The sequence below is a fragment of the Mycetocola sp. Y171 genome (assembly GCF_056713165.1).
The window spans coordinates 1,828,725-1,849,055 of sequence record NZ_JBWYGX010000001.1; the positions used below are offsets into that span (position 1 = coordinate 1,828,725).

23 protein-coding genes are annotated in these 20,331 nt (G+C 66.6%); 18 read left to right on the forward strand and 5 right to left on the reverse strand.

Features of this window, described 5'->3' with window-relative positions:
• The first annotated feature begins 9 nt into the window (after positions 1–9).
• From AC1M2K_RS08815 to AC1M2K_RS08835, 5 genes are all read left to right on the forward strand, one after another.
• On the forward strand, positions 10–945 hold the full coding sequence (locus AC1M2K_RS08815; protein WP_480240672.1) for an ABC transporter substrate-binding protein: 936 nt from the start codon (positions 10–12) through the stop codon (positions 943–945).
• Positions 946–1,080: 135 nt separating this feature from the next.
• Positions 1,081–2,370 (forward strand): peptidoglycan DD-metalloendopeptidase family protein, encoded by a 1,290-nt coding sequence (locus AC1M2K_RS08820; protein ID WP_480240673.1) that lies wholly within the window; start codon positions 1,081–1,083, stop codon positions 2,368–2,370.
• 62 nt (positions 2,371–2,432) lie between these two features.
• Positions 2,433–2,912, forward strand: a complete 480-nt coding sequence (locus AC1M2K_RS08825) for a DUF3151 domain-containing protein (protein ID WP_480240674.1) — start codon at positions 2,433–2,435, stop codon at positions 2,910–2,912.
• 62 nt (positions 2,913–2,974) lie between these two features.
• Positions 2,975–4,261 (forward strand): adenylosuccinate synthase, encoded by a 1,287-nt coding sequence (locus tag AC1M2K_RS08830; RefSeq protein ID WP_480240675.1) that lies wholly within the window; start codon positions 2,975–2,977, stop codon positions 4,259–4,261.
• Between the two features lie 3 nt (positions 4,262–4,264).
• On the forward strand, positions 4,265–5,161 hold the full coding sequence (locus AC1M2K_RS08835; RefSeq protein WP_480240676.1) for a signal peptidase I: 897 nt from the start codon (positions 4,265–4,267) through the stop codon (positions 5,159–5,161).
• Here AC1M2K_RS08835 and AC1M2K_RS08840 read toward each other — a convergent pair.
• A complete protein-coding gene (locus tag AC1M2K_RS08840) occupies positions 5,084–5,632 on the reverse strand; it encodes an AMIN-like domain-containing (lipo)protein (RefSeq protein ID WP_480240677.1) in 549 nt (182 codons plus the stop codon). The two genes, AC1M2K_RS08835 and AC1M2K_RS08840, sit on opposite strands and share 78 nt — an antisense overlap.
• Before the next feature lie 314 nt (positions 5,633–5,946).
• Here AC1M2K_RS08840 and AC1M2K_RS08845 point away from each other — a divergent pair, with 314 nt between their 5' ends.
• The 6 genes from AC1M2K_RS08845 (at position 5,947) to AC1M2K_RS08870 (ending at position 10,736) form a co-directional block, all read left to right on the forward strand.
• The gene (locus tag AC1M2K_RS08845; protein ID WP_480239102.1) at positions 5,947–6,510 is read left to right on the forward strand and encodes an alternate-type signal peptide domain-containing protein; all 564 of its coding nucleotides are present in this window, start codon (positions 5,947–5,949) and stop codon (positions 6,508–6,510) included.
• 164 nt (positions 6,511–6,674) lie between these two features.
• Positions 6,675–7,271, forward strand: coding sequence for an alternate-type signal peptide domain-containing protein (locus tag AC1M2K_RS08850; protein WP_480240678.1), 597 nt, complete (start codon positions 6,675–6,677; stop codon positions 7,269–7,271).
• A gap of 8 nt (positions 7,272–7,279) precedes the next feature.
• Entirely contained in the window at positions 7,280–7,948 is a 669-nt protein-coding gene (locus AC1M2K_RS08855; protein ID WP_480240679.1) for a hypothetical protein, read from the forward strand.
• Entirely contained in the window at positions 7,948–9,135 is a 1,188-nt protein-coding gene (locus AC1M2K_RS08860; RefSeq protein ID WP_480240680.1) for a hypothetical protein, read from the forward strand. Before AC1M2K_RS08855 ends, AC1M2K_RS08860 begins: the two co-directional genes overlap by 1 nt.
• Complete coding sequence (locus AC1M2K_RS08865; RefSeq protein WP_480240681.1) at positions 9,132–9,836, forward strand: hypothetical protein; 705 nt, start codon at positions 9,132–9,134, stop codon at positions 9,834–9,836. The genes AC1M2K_RS08860 and AC1M2K_RS08865 overlap by 4 nt, the downstream gene beginning before the upstream one ends.
• 78 nt (positions 9,837–9,914) lie before the next feature.
• Positions 9,915–10,736 carry a response regulator transcription factor gene (locus AC1M2K_RS08870; RefSeq protein ID WP_480240682.1) on the forward strand — a complete coding sequence of 274 codons (822 nt, stop codon included), beginning with the start codon at positions 9,915–9,917 and terminating at the stop codon, positions 10,734–10,736.
• Between the two features lie 20 nt (positions 10,737–10,756).
• Here the strand turns inward: AC1M2K_RS08870 and AC1M2K_RS08875 are convergent, their stop codons facing one another.
• From AC1M2K_RS08875 to AC1M2K_RS08890, 4 genes are all read right to left on the reverse strand, one after another.
• On the reverse strand, positions 10,757–11,173 hold the full coding sequence (locus AC1M2K_RS08875) for an Hpt domain-containing protein (protein WP_480240683.1): 417 nt from the start codon (positions 11,171–11,173) through the stop codon (positions 10,757–10,759).
• Between the two features lie 174 nt (positions 11,174–11,347).
• The gene (locus AC1M2K_RS08880; protein ID WP_480239095.1) at positions 11,348–12,193 is read right to left on the reverse strand and encodes an ABC transporter permease; all 846 of its coding nucleotides are present in this window, start codon (positions 12,191–12,193) and stop codon (positions 11,348–11,350) included.
• Positions 12,190–13,182: an ATP-binding cassette domain-containing protein gene (locus tag AC1M2K_RS08885; protein WP_480240684.1), complete on the reverse strand. Its 993-nt coding sequence runs from the start codon at positions 13,180–13,182 to the stop codon at positions 12,190–12,192. The genes AC1M2K_RS08880 and AC1M2K_RS08885 overlap by 4 nt, the downstream gene beginning before the upstream one ends.
• 55 nt (positions 13,183–13,237) lie before the next feature.
• On the reverse strand, positions 13,238–13,846 hold the full coding sequence (locus tag AC1M2K_RS08890) for a maleylpyruvate isomerase N-terminal domain-containing protein (RefSeq protein ID WP_480240685.1): 609 nt from the start codon (positions 13,844–13,846) through the stop codon (positions 13,238–13,240).
• Between the two features lie 38 nt (positions 13,847–13,884).
• Here AC1M2K_RS08890 and AC1M2K_RS08895 point away from each other — a divergent pair, with 38 nt between their 5' ends.
• From AC1M2K_RS08895 to AC1M2K_RS08925, 7 genes are all read left to right on the forward strand, one after another.
• Entirely contained in the window at positions 13,885–15,018 is a 1,134-nt protein-coding gene (locus AC1M2K_RS08895) for a lactonase family protein (RefSeq protein WP_480240686.1), read from the forward strand.
• A gap of 56 nt (positions 15,019–15,074) precedes the next feature.
• Positions 15,075–15,710, forward strand: coding sequence for a GNAT family N-acetyltransferase (locus AC1M2K_RS08900; protein WP_480240687.1), 636 nt, complete (start codon positions 15,075–15,077; stop codon positions 15,708–15,710).
• Between the two features lie 71 nt (positions 15,711–15,781).
• A complete protein-coding gene (locus AC1M2K_RS08905) occupies positions 15,782–16,756 on the forward strand; it encodes a DMT family transporter (protein ID WP_480239090.1) in 975 nt (324 codons plus the stop codon).
• An 83-nt stretch (positions 16,757–16,839) separates the two neighbouring features.
• Positions 16,840–17,577 (forward strand): ABC transporter ATP-binding protein, encoded by a 738-nt coding sequence (locus tag AC1M2K_RS08910; RefSeq protein WP_480240688.1) that lies wholly within the window; start codon positions 16,840–16,842, stop codon positions 17,575–17,577.
• A complete protein-coding gene (locus AC1M2K_RS08915; protein ID WP_480240689.1) occupies positions 17,574–18,974 on the forward strand; it encodes an FtsX-like permease family protein in 1,401 nt (466 codons plus the stop codon). The genes AC1M2K_RS08910 and AC1M2K_RS08915 overlap by 4 nt, the downstream gene beginning before the upstream one ends.
• Before the next feature lie 74 nt (positions 18,975–19,048).
• Positions 19,049–19,348, forward strand: coding sequence for a chorismate mutase (locus AC1M2K_RS08920; RefSeq protein WP_480239087.1), 300 nt, complete (start codon positions 19,049–19,051; stop codon positions 19,346–19,348).
• A gap of 47 nt (positions 19,349–19,395) precedes the next feature.
• The gene (locus AC1M2K_RS08925) at positions 19,396–20,262 is read left to right on the forward strand and encodes an SDR family NAD(P)-dependent oxidoreductase (protein WP_480240690.1); all 867 of its coding nucleotides are present in this window, start codon (positions 19,396–19,398) and stop codon (positions 20,260–20,262) included.
• The last annotated feature ends 69 nt before the right edge of the window (positions 20,263–20,331 follow it).

Sequence of the window (20,331 nt, forward strand, 5' to 3'; positions counted from 1 at the left end):
GGAAGTTCGATGTTCACTTCACGACGCGGCCGATTCGCCGCAGGAATTCTCGCAGCGGGAGCGGTTCTCGCTCTCGCGGCATGCGCTTCAGGCGATCCCCTCGAGCCGGCAGACGAGCCGGCCGGTGATTCCGAGACGATCACGGTCGGGGCGGCCGGATTCGCCGAGTCCGAGATCATCGCCCAGATCTTCGCCCAGGGCCTCGAAGCCAACGGCGTGACCGTGGAGTTCGCCGGCCAGATCGGCCAGCGCGACGTCTACGTCAAGGCTCTCGAAGACGGCTCGATCGACCTCATCCCCGACTACAGCGGCAACCTGCTGCAGTTCTTCGACGCCGAGTCGGAGGCGAAGTCGAGCGAAGAGGTCTTCGCCGCCCTTCCCGACGCGCTCCCCGATGGGTTCGAGGTCCTCGACCAGGCCGAGGCCGAAGACAAGGACAGCTACAACGTCACCAAGGAGTTCAGCGAAGACAACGGGGTCACGAGCCTCGCCGACCTCGCCGACCTCGACGTTCCGCTGATCGTCGGAGGCAACCCCGAATTGAACGAGCGCCCGTACGGCCCCCAGGGACTCACCGAGATCTACGGCGTCGACGCGGCGAACATCACGTTCGTCCCCGTCAGCGACTCGGGCGGACCTCTCACCACCGGCGCCCTGCTGGACGGAACGGTCAACATCGCCGACATCTTCTCGACCACCCCGTCGATCAAGGAGAACGGTTTCGTGACCCTCGAGGACCCGGAGAACATGATCCTCCCGCAGAACGTCCTGCCGCTCATCAACTCCGACAAGGCATCCGACACGGTGAAGGAAGTCCTGAACGCGATCTCGGCCGAGCTGACGACCGAGGACCTCATCGAACTGAACGCACGCAACCAGGGCGACGAGAAGGCCTCGCCTGAGGCTCTCGCCAAGGACTGGCTTGCTGAGAAGGACCTCTTCTAGGTCTCTCTCGCCAAGGCGGGTGCCGAATGGCACCCGCTTTGGGTCAATGCGACTCGCCCTGACCCTCCAGACAGAACGCGCTTTTTCTGCCACGATGAAAAGATGCGTTTGCGTTTTCGTTCTCTTATCGCGGCCGTGACACTGGGCGTCGTGCTCGCTGCCGGCGCGATCGCCGTGCCTGCCAGTGCAGCTCCCAGCTATCCCAGCTGGGACGACGTCAAGAACGCCCGCGCGAACGAATCCGCGAAGAAGACGCAGATCGACCAGGTCAAGAAACTGATCGAAGACCTGCGCAATGCATCAGCGGCAGCAGAGGAAGCCGCAGCGGTCGCCGCATCCGAATACCAGGACGCCCTCATCGTGGCCCAGGACGCCGAACAGAAGTCGGCAGACCTGAAGACGCGTCTCGAAGAGGCACAGGCCGCCGCGGACTTTTCCGCGAAACAGGCCGGATCACTCTTCGCCCGGATGGGGCGGACGAACTCATTCGATGTCACCGCCAGCCTGCTGGTGGACTCGAAGAACGCCGACGACACGCTCTACAAGCTGGGCGCCATAGACAAGCTCACCAGCCTCTCCACCCAGCTCCTCGACGAAGCCGAGCAGGACGCGAACCAGGTCACCTCGCTGAGCGAGCAGGCGGTCGTCGCGGCCACAGTGCTCGAGGAGGCCCGGGCTGAAGCCGAAGTGAAACTCCAGGAGGCTGAGGCCGCTGCAACAGCCGCGGCTGCGGCCGTTGCTGAGCAGGAGAAGCACGAGGAAACGCTGCTCGGCCAGCTCTCTTACCTCGAAGGCAAGACCGCGACCGTCGAAGCCGGCTACGCAGCTGGCGTCGCCGCAGCCAAGAAAGCCGCGGCAGAGAAGGCCGAACGTGAGCGCAAGGCTGCGCTCGCTGCGGCTGCTGCAGCGGCCGCGAACGGTGGCGGTGGCGGTGGCGGCGGCGGCGGCGGCGGTGGCGGCGGCGGCTCGAACGCCGGAGCGACCGGAACGTACTTCCACCCGTCGGCACAGGGCTGGTGGCGACCGCTCCCCGGCTACATCAGCTCCTGGTACGGACCGCGACCGATCATCTGCGGTGGGACCGGATGTTCGGTCTCCTTCCACAGCGGCATCGACTTCGCCAACCCCTGCGGCAAGGGCATCAGGGCCATCGCGGGCGGAACGGTCACGTTCGCCGGTTACGAAGGTGGCTTCGGTAACCGGGTGATCATCAACCACGGCGGCGGGGTCAAGTCGATCTACGGACACCTCCGTTCCGGTTCGTTCCGGGTCAGCGCCGGAAGCTGGGTGAGCGCCGGATCGCTCATCGCGAGCGTCGGAGACACCGGTGTCGCGACCGGGTGCCATCTCGACCTGAAGATCTATATCAACGGCAACCACGTCAACCCGGCGCCGTTCCTCCGGGCTCGCGGCGTCTCGGTCTAGGACATCCACCGAGCGGTGCGCCCTGCCCTCCTGCTGCTGAGGCGACGCGGTAGGCTAGACGCGTGACTGGAGACAATCTGCTTGGAGTGCCGGAGACACGCCTTCCGGCGGAGCCCGAGGTCGTCGACGCGCTCGACCGCTCGACCACCGTCGACGACATCGCCGCAGTGGCCGGGTCCCACCCGACCTCGTCACTGGCCTGGGCGCGTCTCGCAGAAGCATCGTTCGACTCGGCCCACCCGGTCACGGCCTACGCATACGCCCGTGTCGGTTATCACCGCGGGCTCGACGCGCTCCGCAAGGCCGGGTGGCGAGGACAGGGACCGATCCCGTGGTCGCACGAGCCGAACCAGGGATTCCTCCGCTCGCTCTATGCGCTCCGCAACGCAGCGGATGCCATCGGCGAGGTCGACGAAGTGACCCGCCTGACCGAGTTCCTCCGTGACGCCGATGAGACCGCGCCTGCGCGGATCGAGACCGAGGGTCTTCCGCTCGAACCGCCCCCATCGACTGAAGTCTTCTTCATCCGGGGACAGGACTAGGCCGACCAGGCCACCGACGGCCGTCGCAAGATTTTTCCGTAGGCAAAGAAGGAGCATCCGCCATGCCAGCAATCGTGATCGTCGGCGCCCAGTGGGGCGATGAGGGCAAGGGGAAAGCGACCGACCTCCTCGGCAGCCGAATCGACTACGTCGTGAAGTTCAACGGCGGCAACAACGCCGGCCACACCGTCGTCGTCGGCGACGAGAAGTACGCGCTGCACCTGCTGCCATCCGGCATCCTCACCCCAGGGGTGACCCCGGTGATCTCGAACGGTGTCGTCATCGACCTCGAGGTGCTGTTCCACGAGCTGGAGGCGCTGAGTGCCAGAGGCGTGGACGTGTCCCGCCTGAAGGTGTCGGCGAATGCCCACGTCATCACGCAGTACCACCGCACTCTCGACAAGGTGACCGAGCGGTTCCTCGGCAAGCGCCAGATCGGCACAACCGGGCGGGGGATCGGACCTGCGTACGCGGACAAGATCAACCGCGTCGGCATCCGGATCCAGGACCTGTTCGACGAGAACATCCTCCGGCAGAAGGTCGAAGGCGCTCTCGACGTCAAGAACCACATGCTGCTGAAGATCTACAACCGCCGCGCCATCTCCGCTGACGAGATCGTCGAAGACCTGCTCTCGTACACCGATCGTCTGCGCCCGATGGTGGCAGACACCGCACTCGAGCTGCACGAGGCACTCGAACGCGACGAGATCGTGCTGTTCGAGGGCGGGCAGGCCACGATGCTCGACGTCGACCACGGCACATACCCGTTCGTCACGTCGTCGAGCGCGACCTCAGGGGGAGCGGCGACCGGTTCCGGTATCGCTCCGAACCGGATCGACCGGGTCATCGCCATCGTGAAGGCCTACACGACCCGCGTCGGTGCCGGCCCGTTCCCGACCGAGCTCTTCGACGCATCCGGAGACCACCTCAGGTCCCGTGGGTTCGAGTTCGGCACCACCACAGGGCGTCCGCGCCGGGTCGGCTGGTACGACGCGCCGATCGCGCGCTACGCTGCCCGCATCAACGGCGTGACCGACTTCGTGCTGACCAAGCTCGACATCCTCGACGAACTCGACACGATCCCGGTCTGTGTCGCGTACGAGGTCGACGGAGTCCGCTACGACGAGATTCCGGTGTCCCAGTCGGACTTCCACCACGCGACGCCGATCTACGAGGAGTTCCCGGGCTGGAAACAGGACATCTCGGGTTGCCGCACGTTTGAGGAGCTACCGAAGAACGCGCAGGATTACGTGCTCGCGCTCGAGGGCATGAGCGGATCGCGCATCTCTGCCATCGGTGTCGGACCGGGGCGCGACGCCATCGTCGTACGCCACGACCTGATCGACTAAGCCATGACCGAGCCGGTGGCGGATGCCGCGGAGGCGCGCCTGGACGACGGCGACCGTCGCGCGCCCGACGCTGGTCGGGACGTCGACCAGGCGGATGCAGTGACGGCCAGGCATCGGCACGTGCGGCCGGCGAACCCGTGGACCGTCGTGAACCGGGTCGGCGGCACACTGCTCAAGGTCGTGAGCTGGGTCGTCCTCGTCGTCTGTGGGTTGCTGATCGTGGCATTCGTCCTCGTTCCCCGGATCGCCGGCGCGACGCCGTACACCGTGCTGACCGGGTCGATGCGGCCGACGATGCCGCCAGGGACCACGGTCGTGGTGAAGCCGATCCCCTTCGCCGACATCCAGGTCGGCGACGTCATCACCTACCAGATCAGTTCGGGGGAGCCAGCCGTCGTCACGCACCGCGTGATCGGGGTCAACGTCACCGCCGAAGGAATCCGGCTCGAGACACAGGGAGACGCGAATCCGTCACCGGACGCGGAACTCGTGCGCGAGGAGCAGGTGCGCGGAAAGGCCTGGTACTGGCTTCCGGTGATCGGCTACGTGACGAACGGTGTGTCAGGAGACACCAGGACCTGGCTCGCGCAGGGACTGGGGATAGCGCTCATCGGATACGCGGTGGTCACCCTCGTCGTCGTGGCCGCCCGCGGTGGCAGGAAGAAGGGCGCGAAGGACTCCGGTGATGAGCCGGTGTCGAGCGAGAACCCCGACACGGGGAACGACACCGAGGTCAACGCGAGCCCGCAAGATGCGGTCTATCCTGCGGACGAGAGCGCGGAAGACGTGATCTACCCCGCGCCCTCGTCAGACTCTGAAACCTCACCAGCGATGCGCGACGTCGATGACGAGCCTGCTGCCCGTCCCCGGTCCGTCCAGGATGAACGTCCTGAACGGTAGCCGCGCCCGTACGCCAAGGCCGAGGTTGGTCTGGCCCTCGAAGCTGCCTGCGTACGCCACCTGCCTGAACGTCGTGAATCCGCTGACGTAGACGAGCTCACGCAGGTTGCCCGGCGTCCACACCTGCTGCCCCGCCGAGTTGTAGTTCGGTAGGAAGGCGACGATCTGCAGGTCTGCAGCACCGCGAAGCGGAACGGCGATTCCGGATCCGTCCTGTCTCACCACACTGACGTAGCGCACGTCGTAGCCCCGGATGTCTCCCCTCACGTCGAGGACGAACCGGTCGTAGCAGGTATGCCGCCCGGCTCGAACGCCGGTGGGCGATGCGTTCGGAGCGCCGACGCGTTGCACGTCAGGGAGCGACCCCCAGGTGATGCCGCAGTACGGCGCGGCGGTCGCAGCAGGTCCGGTCGACACGAGAAAAACCGCGCCGAGCAGGATGCTGATCAACAATGCAAAGGAACGCTTCATCGCGGTCTCCTCCTCTGAGTTCAGGCCCCTCACCGCACATCGTACGCCCGCGGATTCGCTTGCGGGAGAGCCTGAATGTCACGGATCCGGCGTCATTTCGCCGGCCGAACCCAGCGTTCTCAGCGCGGATCGCAACTCTTGCGGAAATCTTGAGCCAACCCTGCGGCCTGAAGCCAGAATTCTTCGAACCTTGCGGCTGTACTGGTCGCTTCTTGACACTCGTTCGGAAATATCAATCTTGTTCGAAGCGCAAGGCGAGAACATCCCAGACTCTGAGTAGCTCCTCCGCTGCCAGGCCGAATGAAGGACACACCATGAAGAAGTTCAGCATGAAGAAGACCACAGCAGCAGCCGTCGCAGCAGCCGTCGGAGCAGCGCTGCTCCTCGGTGGAGCGGGCACCCTCGCTTACTGGTCCGACACCGAGACCAGCGCGACCCAGACGATCTCCTCGGGAAGCCTCGACCTCGGCACCCTGTCCGACGGCACATGGACCGTCACCAACGGATCCGTCGTGAACGCCGCATACACCGGCGCCATCGTCCCCGGAGACAAGCTGACCAAGACCGTCAACATCCCGGTCACCCTCTCCGGCCAGAACATCAACGCAACTCTGGCGGTGACGACTCCTGCCGTCAACACGGCCCCCAACCTGAGCAATGCAGACCTCGCCAGCGCGCTCACCGTTTCCGTCGCCTCGGTCGGCGGCGACGCCGGCGCAAGCAAGACCTTCACGGGAGCAAAGACTGCCACTCCGACGGTGCCGGTCGTCATCACGGTCGAGTTCCCCTTCGGAACCACCGCGGACGCCTCCGACCTCACCGAGCTGAAGTCGATCTCCTTCACCTCGAAGTACACGCTCACGCAGATCGCGCGGTAACAAGCTCCACCTTGCAGCGGAGGCGGGATCAGCCCCCGAGCTGATCTCAACGGGCCCTGTCGTGTACCCGACACGGCAGGGCCCTTATTCCTGCAAGCAGCGCCACAGCACGAACCGCACAACGACCACCAGCACCACGACCACACCGCACGGAAGGAGCCATCATGAAGAAGTCGACCCGCACTCTTCTCGGCACCTCCGCAGCAGCAGTACTCGGCGCCGTGCTCCTTCTGAGCAGCGCCGGCACTCTCGCCTTCTGGTCTGACACCACGACCAGCGCGACCCAGTCGATCTCCTCAGGAACCCTGGACCTCGGCACCATCGGGCTCGGCAACATCCCGACCGCGACGATCAAGCAGTGCCCCACGCCAGCCACCTGCACCACCCCCGTCGCCTACGGCGGCGGAGCGATCGTCCCCGGTGATGTCATCGCCGCCACGATCAACGTTCCGGTCACCCTGGCCGGCCAGAACCTCAAGGCCCGGTTCACCGTCACCCCGTCGAAGGCCGCAGCCACCACCGCAGCCGCTGACGTCGCCCTCCGCGACGCGGTGTCCATCACCGTGAAGTCGGTCAACGGGACCGCGGCGACCGGGACCCCGTCCAACACCACGCTCACGCCGTCCCAGGTCACAGGCGGAACCGTCCCCGTGGTCATCGAAGTGAGCTTCCCCTGGGGCACGACCGGCCAGTACAACACCGCGATGGGCGGCAACGTCTCCCTCGGCGCCGTGTACACCCTGACGCAGATCGCAGGGTAGCGATCTTCATGTCCATCGACTCGAACCGCAGCCGCACCGTTCCCGCGAAGCCCGTGATCCTCGCGGGGGTCGCTCTCCTGACGGCATTCGCCCTTCTGGGCGGGCCGGTCACCTTCGCCTTCTGGAACGACCAGGAAACGCAGAGCCCCCAGGTCATCGACTCGGCCAGTGGTTTGTCCCTCGACGCCACCGTCACGTCAGCCTCATACGCCCTCGGGACCCTCAGCTCAACGGTCGCGTCGTCCACGACCGGACTCATCCCCGGCACTCGCGGCCAGCGACTCACCTACTCGATGACGAGCGGGAACACTGATGGAGTCCAGGGCTACATCTCCGGAACGATCGCCGCAGCAGCCAAGACCGCCTGGGCATCCGTCTATTCCGCCGGCTACCTGACGGCCTCAATCGCGTCGAGCGGAACCTGCACCGTCGACTCCACCCCGACCATCGTCGGCGGCGCCCTTTCCTGGTCGTTCTCCACCGCTGCCGGGCAGACCGTGAAGCCCGGGCAGACCTGCACCATCGTGCTCGACCTGTCCATCCCTGCGGTCAGGAACGGCGTCGATGTGTCGCGCGCGCTCCTGGCGTCCCGCGGAACCAACACGGTGATGAACCCGCTCGCCGACTTCACTGCGACCGCCGTTCTCACCCAGGTTCCCCGTGCGGAGGAAAACTGATGTCGGCGCTCAGACGATTCCGGATGCCGCACGTCGTCGCGATCGCCACGCTGGCAGCAGCGGCGATGATCGTCGTCGGTCTGCCCGCGGCCACGACCGGCGCCCACCTCACGGCCAGCGACGCCGCGACCGGCGGGGCAGGGGTCGGGAACTGGTGCTCAGTGCCCAACCCCACCGTCTCGACCAACGTCTACAGGCTCAGTGACTTCACCGAGATCCAGGCGCCAGAGAGCACGACGAACGCGTCGGCGCCGAAGACCACCGTCAGGATGCTTGTCCTTCCCGTCGTGAACGACGGAAGCTTCGACCCGATCGAACCACTCCCGGCGCAGGTCGGCGGCGTGGACAATCAACTCGGCGCGCGCCTGTGGAGCTGTACCCCCGGCATGAGCTCGACCCAGTCGATCAAGCTCACTGCCTGGCGTGGCAACTATGCGTCGACCTCGGCCGCCGCGTGGGTCTGGGATGTCGCCCCGACCACTGCTGTCCCGTTCGCACAGGCGCGCCTGAACACGAGCGCGACACTTGCGATCAACGGTGCGACGACGAACGCGACACGTCCGGGCGTTGAGATCCGCGACGCGCACCGGGGGATCAACAGCCTCGGCGGCCAGTCGGGTGCGAACGCCGACCCGGTGACCATGCGTTACAGCTGGATGCTCACGAACGGCCGTACCAAGAACGCCGACTCCGTCAACGACCCGACGTGTGCGAGCAAGACCTGCCACGTCGACGGCGGGGCAGGGGTGACGAATTTCAACAACGTCTTCTCCGGCGTCGACACGGCGCCGGCGTCCAACGCCGTGTTCAAGAACTCCACGACGTACCTCGCCGAGAAGTACTACTCGGGGGCAGGCGTCTGGCCGTCGACGACAACGACGACGACCCAGATCCAGTGCCGGTCCAGGTACGTGTGGGAGAACTGGAGCGAGAACTGGAGCAACAGCGCGACCGCCTGCCCTGAGAACAACTTCCTGAGGCAGTACCAGCAGCGGGAGATCCAGGTGCCGGTCACGGTCGATTCCACGCCGACCGTCACCCCCACCGTCATCGCGCCGCGGGGGACGAGCTCCATCGACTCCGTGCTCCGCGACACGACAGGGACGAAGATCCAGTACGTCGTCCTCGAGTGGTGGGGCACAGGCACCCCGCCAGCCGACCTCGAAGTCGAGGTGTTCGTCGCATGAAAACACACGTCATGAGCCGTCTGGCCCGGGCAGCAGCCGGAGCGATCGGCGTCGCCCTCGTCGCAGCTCTCGCGTTTTCCGGGGCCGCAAGCGCAGCCGCAGACACCGAGGAGCGCGCGCTCGCGGTGACCCGCGAAGACGGCAGCCCCATCGGCACGTTGTTCAGCGACTGGACCATGGTCCCTGGCGACATCGTCACCACGAGGGTGGTGGCCCACCGCACCGGAGGCGGGGTGTCCAGCCTTCTGATCACCCTCGGCGACGACTCGACCGACCAGAGAGCGACGCCGACGCCTGTCCAGAAGGATGTCGTCATCACCGTCGCAGGCAACGGGACCACGTTCCGGTCGACCGCAGCCGAGCTGCTGAGGGGAGACGTCATCTTCGACCTCGGCCGCAGTTCGATCGCGAGCGTCCCGATCGACGTCACGTTCGAACTGCCGTTCAGCTCAGGAAACGCCACCCAGTTGCAATCGCTCGACCTGTCGCTCGTGGTCGTCGCCGCAGACACAGAGGTCGACCCAGGCGACACCGGCGGTGGGTCGACGACACCTCCCAGCAACGCCGGGTCACTGCCGAACCTGCCCTCCACCGGGGCATCCGTTCGCGACGCGCTGATCGCCGCCGCCGTTGCCACCTGTCTGGGCCTGCTCCTCATTGGGGGTCGCCGCCGTCGTGACGAAGCGGTCGACCCCGACTAGAGTTGGTGGTGTTCGAAACTGATCGAACACCACGGCGCTCACTGGAGTGCGCGGCACTTCCGGGGGGAAAAGCACCACATGGCAGAGGACAGAGGCCGTACCGCTGTGGTCATCGAGGATGACGCCGACATTCGCGGACTCGTCGAAACCGTTCTGCGCCAGGCCGGGTTCGAGGTCAGCTCGACGGCCAGCGGGACAGAGGGTGTCGAACTCGTCCGCGAGAAGAGCCCGAGCATCGTCACGCTCGACATCGGGCTGATCGACATCGACGGCCTCGAAGTGGCACGTCGCCTCCGTCTCTTCACCGACTGTTACATCGTGATGCTCACCGCGCAGTCCGACGAGGCCGACCTGCTGTTCGGCCTCGAATCCGGGGCTGACGACTACGTCATCAAGCCGTTCCGTCCGCGAGAACTCCGCGCCCGCATCGAGGCAATGCTTCGCCGCCCCCGGGTCAGCCAGCTGGACCTCGCCGACCCGCCCAGCCCTGCCACCGGTGTGAGCGATGTCGTCGCGCCCCCCGCAGCGGAGCCGGCGCCCCAGCCGGCCGCACCGGCAGACGACGTCGAGCTCGTCTACGTCCACAACGGCCTCACGCTCAACGCCGACACGAGGACGGTCGAACTCGACGATGTCGAACTCGACCTGACCCGCACCGAGTTCGATCTGCTCCGCTCCCTGCTGCACAGCAAGCGGCGAGTCCGTTCGAAGGCGGACCTCGTCCGTGAACTCCGCGACGAGGTGTACGTCGCCAACGATTTCGTCAGCGAGTCGGAGGAGCGCTCGATCGAGGTGCACTTCGCGAACCTGCGACGGAAGCTCTCGGACGACCCGAAGCATCCGCGCTGGATCGAGACGGTCCGGGGCGTCGGCTACCGACTGTCACCCAACCAGAACTGAGTCAAAGACGGACGGGCCGCTCAGGCGGCGTGTTCGCGGCTCTGACGGCTGCGTGCTGCGGCCAGAGCATGAACGGTCTCGTCGCCGATCGATTGCAGGGACTCGAGGATCGGCAATGCGTCATCGAGACGGCCGGAGCGAACGACGCGTTCGAGTTCGCAGCCGTATGCTCCGAGCTGGGCGGCGCCGACCATCTGGCTCGACACCTTGATGCTCAGCGCGCAGTCATAGATCGCCGCATAATCCCTGGTCGCCACGGCCTCGGCGGCGCGGCGCAGTCGCTCGGGCCAGTGATTGATGAACGTGGCGACGAAGCCGTCGAGAGCTTCTTCATCCTGGTCGAGCGAGGCGAGCAGCGCGGCGAGGGCGGTGTGGTCGAGAAGGGGCAGATGCCCGGTGTCATCAGGGGGTAGTGCGGCGTTAGGGGGGAGTATCACCGCACACACCAATCCTGGTCATCCACCGGGTATCTGCCCGTGAGCGGTATTCGGGTTGCCGCCTGCTTCGATCATGGTCGCCGATGATCAGGATCAGGCAACGGCGAAGCTCAAGTTTTCGCTAATTTTCGACACCACTTCGGGGGGTGCGCCTTGAGGATCGCCGCGGGAGGATCACCGCGACGTCACCTGCGAATACCGGCGGATGCTGAGCGGAACGAAGATGACGAGGAGGATCACGATCCAGAGCAGCGTGGCGGCGACGGCGTTCTGCTGCATCCATGTGTCGCCGACGGGCGTGCCTGGCGGCACGTTGCCGAAGAGTTCCCTCGCCGCCTGCACGAGTGCGGTCACCGGGTTGTATTCCGCGATCGTCTGCAGCACGGGCGGCAGCGTCTCACTCGGCACGAACGCGTTCGAGATGAAGGTCAGGGGGAAGAGCACGAGGAACGAGACATTGTTGATGACCTCGGGGCTGCGCACCGTCATGCCGAGGAAGGCCATCATCCAGGACAGCGCGTATGCGAACCCGAGCAGGAGCACGACGCCCAGGGTGGCCTCGAGGAAGCTGGACCGGATGCGCCAGCCGACGACGAGACCGGTCGTCATCATCACGGCCATCGAGATGGCGTTGATGAGCAGGTCGCCGTTGGTCCTCCCGATGAGCACGGCAGACGGGCTCATCGGGAGCGAGCGGAACCGGTCGATGATGCCGTCCTTGAGGTCCTGGGCCATGGCCGAGCCGGAGTACGTCGACCCGAACACCACCGTCTGTGCGAAGATCCCGGCCATGATGAACTCGGTGTACGTGCTGCCGGGGATGTCGATGACGCCGGCGTACACGTAGGTGAACAACAGCACGAACATGATCGGCTGCAAGGTCGTGAAGACGAGGATGTCCGGAACCCGTTTGATCTTGATGAGATTCCTGCGGGTCGTGATCCAGCCGTCATTGAGCCAGCGCGCGACCGGCCCTGGGCCCGCTGGGATCTCCACACGATCGGTGGTCGACGTGGTCACGGGGCCTTCTCCTTCGTCGTCTCGGGTTCCGCGTCGACCGTCGCGGCATGCCCCGTCAGCCTGAGGAAGACGTCGTCGAGCGTCGGCCGCCGCATGCCGGCGTCGAAGAGCGCCACATCGTGCCGCTCCAGGTCTCCGAGGATCAGCTGGAGGGCCTCAGGCCCGCTCGCGACGCTCACGGTCACGGTCCTGCCATCGTTGGAAACCTGGGGTTCCGCGGTTCCGTACCTGCGGAGGACGTCGACGGTGGCAGGTGCGTCCCCGGCTGTGACGAGGTTGAGCTCGACGCGCTGTCCGCCGACGGATGCCTTCAGCTCGTCCGCGGATCCCCTCGCGATGACCTTCCCGCCGTCGATGACGCTGATGTCGTCTGCGAGCTGGTCAGCCTCCTCCAGGTACTGCGTGGTGAGCAACACCGTGGTTCCCTCGCGCACGAGGGAACGGATGATGTCCCACATGCCCAGCCGGCTCCTGGGGTCGAGTCCCGTCGTCGGCTCGTCGAGGAACAGGACCTGGGGTCTGGTCACGAGCGATCCGGCAAGGTCGATCCTGCGCCGCATGCCTCCGGAGAACCCCTTCACCGGTCGGTTCTGCGCCTCCGTGAGGTCGAAGAGGTCGATGAGTTCCCGAGCCCGCGCGCGCGACGACTTCGCGCCGAGGTGGTAGAGCCGGCCGACCATGTCGAGGTTCTCGAATCCGGTCAGGTTCTCGTCGACCGCTGCGTACTGGCCGGAGACGCCGATCATCGGCCGGATCGCCTCCGGTTGGCGCAACACGTCGATGCCGCCGATGGTCGCTGTCCCGCTGTCTGGCACGATCAGCGTGGTCAGGACCTTCACCGCGGTTGTCTTGCCTGCGCCGTTCGGCCCGAGCACGGCGGAGATCGTTCCCCTGGGCACGTCGAGGTCGAGGCCGTCGAGCGCGTGGACCGGCTCGGCTCCCTTGGGTGTGTATGTTTTTCTGAGGCCGACGGCCTCGACGAAATTCATCCTCCGACGGTACTACCCACCCGCCCGTCGCTGTCAACAGGTCAGGCAGGCGAAATCAGACCACGCTGAATCCCTCTGGCAGCGTCTCTCGCCCGGTCAGCGCCATCAGCACCTGCTCCCCGTCTCCCTTGCGGGCGGCGATCCCGGCCGCGAGGGCTGCTGCCTCCTCGATCAGATCCGGGTCGAACACTGCCTCCTGGTCTGTTGCCCTCGCGATGTCGATCGAGTGGACGACGAGCTCGAACACCCGGGTCCTCAGGTACTCGTCGAGCGGGATACCCATGCCGCCGAGCGACACAAGTCGTGACGGTTCCTGTGCGAGGATCAGCGCGAGCGCCCGCTTTTTGAGAGCCTCGATGCGTTCGACCTGTTCGTCCCCGAGCGCGATCCCGGCAGCGACGCCGCGCTGGGCGATGGCCTCCGGGTTCGTGTAGACGAGGTAGATCTGCCCGTAATAGTCGCCGGCCGTCTCCATGTCGACCTGGCTGGCAGGGTCGAGCTCGAGGTAGTCGCAGACGGTGATCAGCGCTCTCGCGGTGTGGCCGACGAGCGAGCGGACGCTCCACACGCCGAGGCCGAGCGTCTCCCACTGGTCGGAACGGATGCCGCGGACCAGGCCGACGAAGACGTCGGCTGCGCGGGAGAAACTGGCGGCTGTGCCCATGGTTCATGCTTGCACGATCTGCTGCCAGACTGAAGAGCATGGCACAGCTCGACGTTTCCAACCCGCTCTTCTGGCTCGGTTCGTACACCGAGAATGCGGGCGGCGCCGGTGCCGGACTCAGCGCCCTGAGGCAGGAGGATCGCGGCACGCTGCATCCGCTCTCGTCGTCTGCCCTCGACTCACCCTCCTTCGTCGCCACCCACCCGACCCTGCCCGTCGTGTACGCCGCGCTCGAACACTCGGGAACCGTCGAGGCGCTCGCCCGCCGTGGTGAATTCGGCCTCGTCCCGCTCGGCCGGCCGATCGAAGCGGGCGAAGCGGTCTGCCAGCTCACCGTCACGCCGGACGGGGCGGCCCTGATCGCCAGTTGCTACGGAGACGGGCGGATCGTCGTGTTCGCGCTCGCCGCCAACGGCTCGTTCGCGGCGGACGGCGTCGTCGGTGCCGCATCGAACGATCCGTACGGCAACCCGCTCGCCGCCCAGGCCGCCGCAGACGAGCCCGTCGACTTCGGCGACGACCCCTTCGCCGAGCTTGCCCTGCGCAAAGCCGTCACGGATGCCGCGATCGACAGGCCGTCCAGGGCGCACGCCTCCCTCGTCCTGCCTGAAGGCCGGATCGCAACGACCGACCTGGGGCACGACACCGTCCGGATCTGGGCCAGGAGCGGTACCCGGCTCTCGCCCAGCCAGGAGATCGTCCTGCCGTTCGGCGTCGGACCCCGCCACCTCATCGCCCACCCGTCTGGCCACGTCCACGTCGTGACGGAGTACTCGAACGAGATCTTCACGCTCGCCAGGGGAGACGACGGGAAGTGGCGCGTCGTGGCATCCGTCCCCGCGACGGCGGACACGATCGAGGAGGGCGACAACGCTTCGGAGATCAGCCTCGCGGCGTCACGCGAGCAGGTGCACGTCTCCATCCGCGGCACGAACCGGGTGAGCACGGTGGCCATCTCGGGCGATGGCTCCGCGCTTCGGCCGATCGCCGACGTCGACAGCGGCGGCAACTGGCCCAGGCATCACGCCGAGTCAGACGGACTCCTTCACGTCGCCAACGAGAGGTCGGGCGATGTGGCGAGTTTCCGTCTCGACGCACGGGGAGTGCCGTCGAAGAAGCTCGGCTCGATCGAGACGGGTTCCCCCACCTGCCTCGTTCGCGCCAGGGCGTGACCGACCGGCTCGTCTCCCTAACGTGACCGGCCGGCTCGTCTCCCTAAACTGGACCTGTGACTGCAGCGATACCCGTCAAGGCCCCGCTACCCGGCCGGTTCATCCGCCTCGACCCGATGACACCGGACGACTACCCCGGCCTGTTCGAGGCGATCGCCGTGCCAGAGGTCTTCGCCGGGGGCTACGGAGGAGGAGCAGCAGGGCTGCCCCGCGATGTCGATGAGTTCACCGTCTTCGCGTCGGGCTACTTCAGTCGCGGGTCGAATCAGTCGTTCACGATCAGGCTCGTCGGCGGCGATCACGACGGGTTGATCGTCGGCACTTCGACACTCGGCGATTTCGACACCGCCAGGGAGCACGCACACATCGGCTGGACGGCGTACACGCCGCGGGTCTGGGGCACAGCGGTCAATGCGGAAGCGAAACTGCTGTTGCTCGGGCTTGCTTTCGACTCCGGGTTCGGCCGGGTGAAGATCCAGGCTGATGAGCGCAACGACCGGTCCCGTGCGGCGATCGAGAGACTCGGCGCGACCTTCGAGGGGCTGATCCGCCGCGACCAGAAAAGGGCGGACGGGACCTGGCGGACGACAGCCCTCTTCTCGGTGATCATCGACGACTGGGCGGATGTCCGTGCGGGCCTCGAGGCGAGACTCTCCCGCTTCGACGGCGCCGTCGCGATGCGGCCGGTCTGAACGGCAGGATCTCTCTGTTCCGTGGCCGATATCCGCCAGTGGACGTCGGCGGGCGACGGTAGATTTGGCGGGTGACCAACCCCCGCTCCACGCGCACCGAATCGACGACGATCCCCGGCCAGACGGCATCCGCCGGGGCGCCTGCCGCTGCCAACCCGCGGATCGTCCTGCAGTTCGTCGGAATGGGGCTGATCTGGGGTGCCAGCTTCCTCTTCATGAAGGTAGCGCTCACCGGGGTCTCGTTCGGGCAAGTCGCCTGGAGCCGGATCATGCTCGGTGCGCTCACCCTCGGTGTCGTCGCCCTGATCACCCGAGCCCGGTTCCCCCGGCAACCTGTCGTGTGGCTGCACTACACCGTGATCGCGATCACCTTCTGTGTTGTGCCCTACCTGCTCTTCGCCTGGGCCGAGCAGTACATCTCGTCGAGCCTCGCCTCGATCTTCAACGCCGTCACGCCGATCACCACGGCGATCATGGCCACCCTCGTCTTCCGGGTCGAGAAGCTCAACTGGGGGCAGATCCTCGGAGTCCTCGTCGGCATGGTCGGCGTCGTGGTGATCGTCGCACCGTGGCAGGTCGGCGCCCTGCTCGGTGACTGGCGGGGCCAGCTCGCCTGCCTCGGCGCCGTCACCTGCTACGGCTTCGCGCTCGGCTACCTCCGTCGGTTCCTCGCACCGTACAAGGTGCCGTCGATCACGGCCGCGTTCATGTACATCGGCATCGCGGCGGTTCTCATGCTTCTCCTCACACCGATCGTGGCGTGGCAGCCGGTGAGCCTCGACATCTGGGTCGTGCTCAGCCTGATCGGACTGGGCGCCCTCGGCACGGGGATCGTATACATCTGGAACATGAACGTCCTCGCGGCATGGGGGCCGACCGCGACGAGCGGCGTCACCTACGTGACACCCATCGTCGGCGTGATCCTCGGAGTGCTCCTGCTCCAGGAGTCCCTCGGCTGGCACGAGCCCCTCGGAGCTGCCCTCGTCTTCGTCGGCATCCTGCTCACCCAGCAGCGCATCCGGCTGCACCGCCGCACCGTCGCGTAGCTTCACAACGTCACTCCCGAGGATGACACCGGGTCACCCTCGGGCACGATGTGCGGATGCCGGCGGGCGGCGAGGCTGTAGGCATGAATAATTCTTCCCCCATCCTGTCCGGGTCCGCCCTCGTCAAGACCTACGGCCCGAGCACCGCGCTTGCCGGGGTGGACATCTCGATCCGGGCCGGTGAATCCGTGGCGATCATGGGTGCGTCCGGTTCCGGAAAGACCACGTTGCTTCACACCCTCGCCGGTATCACCGCACCGGACTCGGGCAGGGTCGAGTTCTCGTCGGCAGCCGGCCCCGTCGACGTCACCGCAATGAACGAGCGTGAGCGCTCACGGTTGCGTCGGGAGGCTTTCGGCTTCGTCTTCCAGCAGGGGCTTTTGATCCCCGAGCTCACCGCCATTGAAAACACGGCACTTCCGCTCATGCTTGCCGGGTATCCCCGTCGCGAAGCCGAGGGGCGTGCCCAGCACTGGCTTGCCGCACTCGGCCTCGGCGGGATGGAAACGCGCCGCATCGGCGAGCTGTCGGGTGGCCAGGCGCAGCGTGTCGCCATCGCCAGAGCCCAGGTCACCGGAGCAACGGTCGTCTTCGCAGACGAGCCCACAGGAGCACTGGACTCAGCGACGAGCGAAGACGTACTGAGCGCGCTGCTCGGCTCCACCGTCGGCCAGGGCCACGCTCTCGTCGTGGTCACCCACGACGAGAGCGTGGCTGCCCGCTGCTCCCGTGTCATCCGCCTTCGTGACGGCCGTATCCTTTCTGACGGTGCTGCCGTCGGCGCCGCAGCAGGATCGACCGGAAACGTGGTCCCCGCGTGACCGCGACAATGACGGTCACGCCACCCCTCGCATCCGTTTCTCGTCCCTCTGGTCGCGCGCCCATCGTGAAACTGACCTGGCTGCTGGCCAGACCGAGCGCCCAGAGCGCAGCGGTGCTCGTGTTGCCTGCGATCGCCTTCGCGGTGACGACCGCGCTCATGCTCATCGTGCTCGGCGGCGGACTCATGTTCTGGCGCTGGACAATCGACGACAACCCTGACGCAACGGTGTACCAGACGCTGAGCGTGCTCGCCCTCGTGCTGCTGCTCGTGCCGCTGGCCTCGCTCGGCGGCGCTGCAGCGCGGTTGTCGGCTCGTCGGCGCGACGATCGGCTCGCCACGCTGCGGCTGCTCGGAGCAACGCCGGGCGTCGTGACGCGCATGACCGTGCTCGAGTCGACGGCGATCGCGGTACTGGGTTCCCTTGCCGGCATCGTGCTCTACCTGATGTCGATGCCCCTGGTGGGTCTCATCTGGTTCGGAGGTGGCCCGATCGGTGCCGGGGAGCTGTGGGTGGGACCCGGAGTTCTCGCACTCGTCGTGGTGGCGGTGGCCGCACTCGCCGCGATCAGCGCAGCCATCGGCCTGCGTCAGGTGACCATTTCACCGCTCGGCGTTCGCACCAGACAGACCGCACCCCGAATGCACTGGCTGCGCATCGTGATCGGGGTCGTCGCCATCCTCGCCGCCTATGCCCTTCTCGGGACGATGACGGGCATCGCCGACGTGGCGCTCACCATCGCGGTGCTCGGCACCGGGATCGGGATCGGAATCGGGGTGCTCAACCTGATCGGGCCGTGGGCCATCGGCATCGCCGCGAAGATCTCGCTGCGCCGCGCGAAGACCGCAGCAAAGCTCATCGCGGCTCGCGGCATTCTCGAATCGCCCAAGGCCGCGTGGAGGCAGGTGTCCGGTGTCGCCATGACGAGCTTCATCGCGGTCGTGGCGGGAACCGGAATCGCTTTCGTGAACACCCTCACCGGTGATTACGAGCAAGACACCCTGACGCTGCTCGCCGACGTCCGCGCGGGCATCATCATCACCGTTGTGATGAGTTTCCTCATGGTGGCCTGCTCGGTGGGAGTGAACCAGGCTGCGAGCATCCTCGACCGTCGCGACCTCTATGTCAGCCTCGACCGGCTGGGGATGCCGCGCGAGATCATCGAGAGCTCGCGGTCCCGCACCATCATGAGTCCATTGCGTTTCGTCGCCTTCGGTTCAGCGCTCATCGGAGCCGTCCTCGTCCTTCCGCTCGTCGGGATCACGTTCATTGTGGCTCCGGCGTCGCTGCTCGTCATCGCCGGGTGCCTCCTCGGTGGGGTGCTCCTGGTGTGGCTCTCGCTCAAGGCCACGGGCCCGGTTCTGACCCGGGTTCTCAGCCAGCCCGAGCGCCTCTGAAAAGCTGGTGATGCCCTGCGCCGGTCGGGTTCGGCGCTGGGCATCACCGTGGGTCGGCACGGTAGATTGAGTGCATGGCCGACGATGACGTATCAGCAGAGCTCACCAGTCTCAGAAGCAGCATCGACAACATCGATGCGGCGCTCATCCACATGCTCGCCGAACGCTTCAAGGCCACGCAGCAGGTCGGAAAGCTGAAGGCCGAGCACGGGCTCCCTCCCGCAGACCCTGAGCGGGAGAAGCGCCAGATCGCACGCCTGCGCGGACTCGCCGAGCAGGCGCACCTCGACCCGGCCTTCGCCGAGAAGTGGTTCAACTTCGTGGTCGCGGAGGTCATCCACCACCACGAGCAGATCGCCAGCGGCCACAGGTGACCCTGGAGCCCTGGCCGCTTCCTCCCCAGCACGGCAGGGTAGTTGCGGTGACCGGTGCGAACGCGGGGATCGGGTTCTGGACCGCGTACCGGCTCGCTGACGCCGGGGCATCCGTTCTCCTGGCCTGCAGGAACCCTGAACGGGCGGATGCCGCCATCCGCGCGATCCGGTCCCGCGTGCCAGGCGCCGAGCTGACGGCACTCTCTCTCGACACGGCCGACCTTGCCTCCGTCCGGGCCGCCGGGGCCGTGCTCGCCGCCCTGCCGCGGCTCGATGCGCTCGTGAACAACGCCGGCATCGTCCACCCGCCGAAGCGGCGGGAGGAGACCGTCGACGGACTGGAGAAGGTCGCCGCGACCAACGTGTTCGGCGCGTTCGCCCTCACGGCGGCCGCCCTTCCCGCGCTGGAACGGACACCGGGGTCACGAGTCGTCTCGCTCGGCAGCATCGCCACCATGCTCGTCTCACTTCACGTCGACGACCTCCAGCTTGAGAAGCGCTACACCGGCTGGCAGGCGTACGCCCAGTCCAAGATCATGCTCTCGTCGTTCGGTTTCGAACTCGATCGACGGCTGCGCGCGCGGGGGAGCGTCACCCGCTCGCTCGTGGCGCATCCGGGGTACTCGATCTCAGGACGGACGCCGCGGGTGCCAGGCGTCAACGAGCCGACGAGGATCACGCGCTTCGTCGACACCCTCCAGGCGCCGTTCACGCAGGGCAAGCATCGGGGAGCCGAACCGGTCGTGCGTGCGGTGGCCTCGCCTGACGCCGAGGGTGGAACCCTGTTCGGGCCGCGCTTCCTCGTGAAGGGTGAGCCTCGGCCGGCCAGGCCCGTACCTGTCACCACAGACGAGCGCATCGCCCGCGCGATCTGGGCAGAGGCCGAAGTGGCGACGCACACGCCGTTCCTCTAGCAGGGGACGGCAGGCTCACGCGGGTCTTCCGGCCCCGCGCGGGTGAAAAATCACCCGCACGAGGCCGAT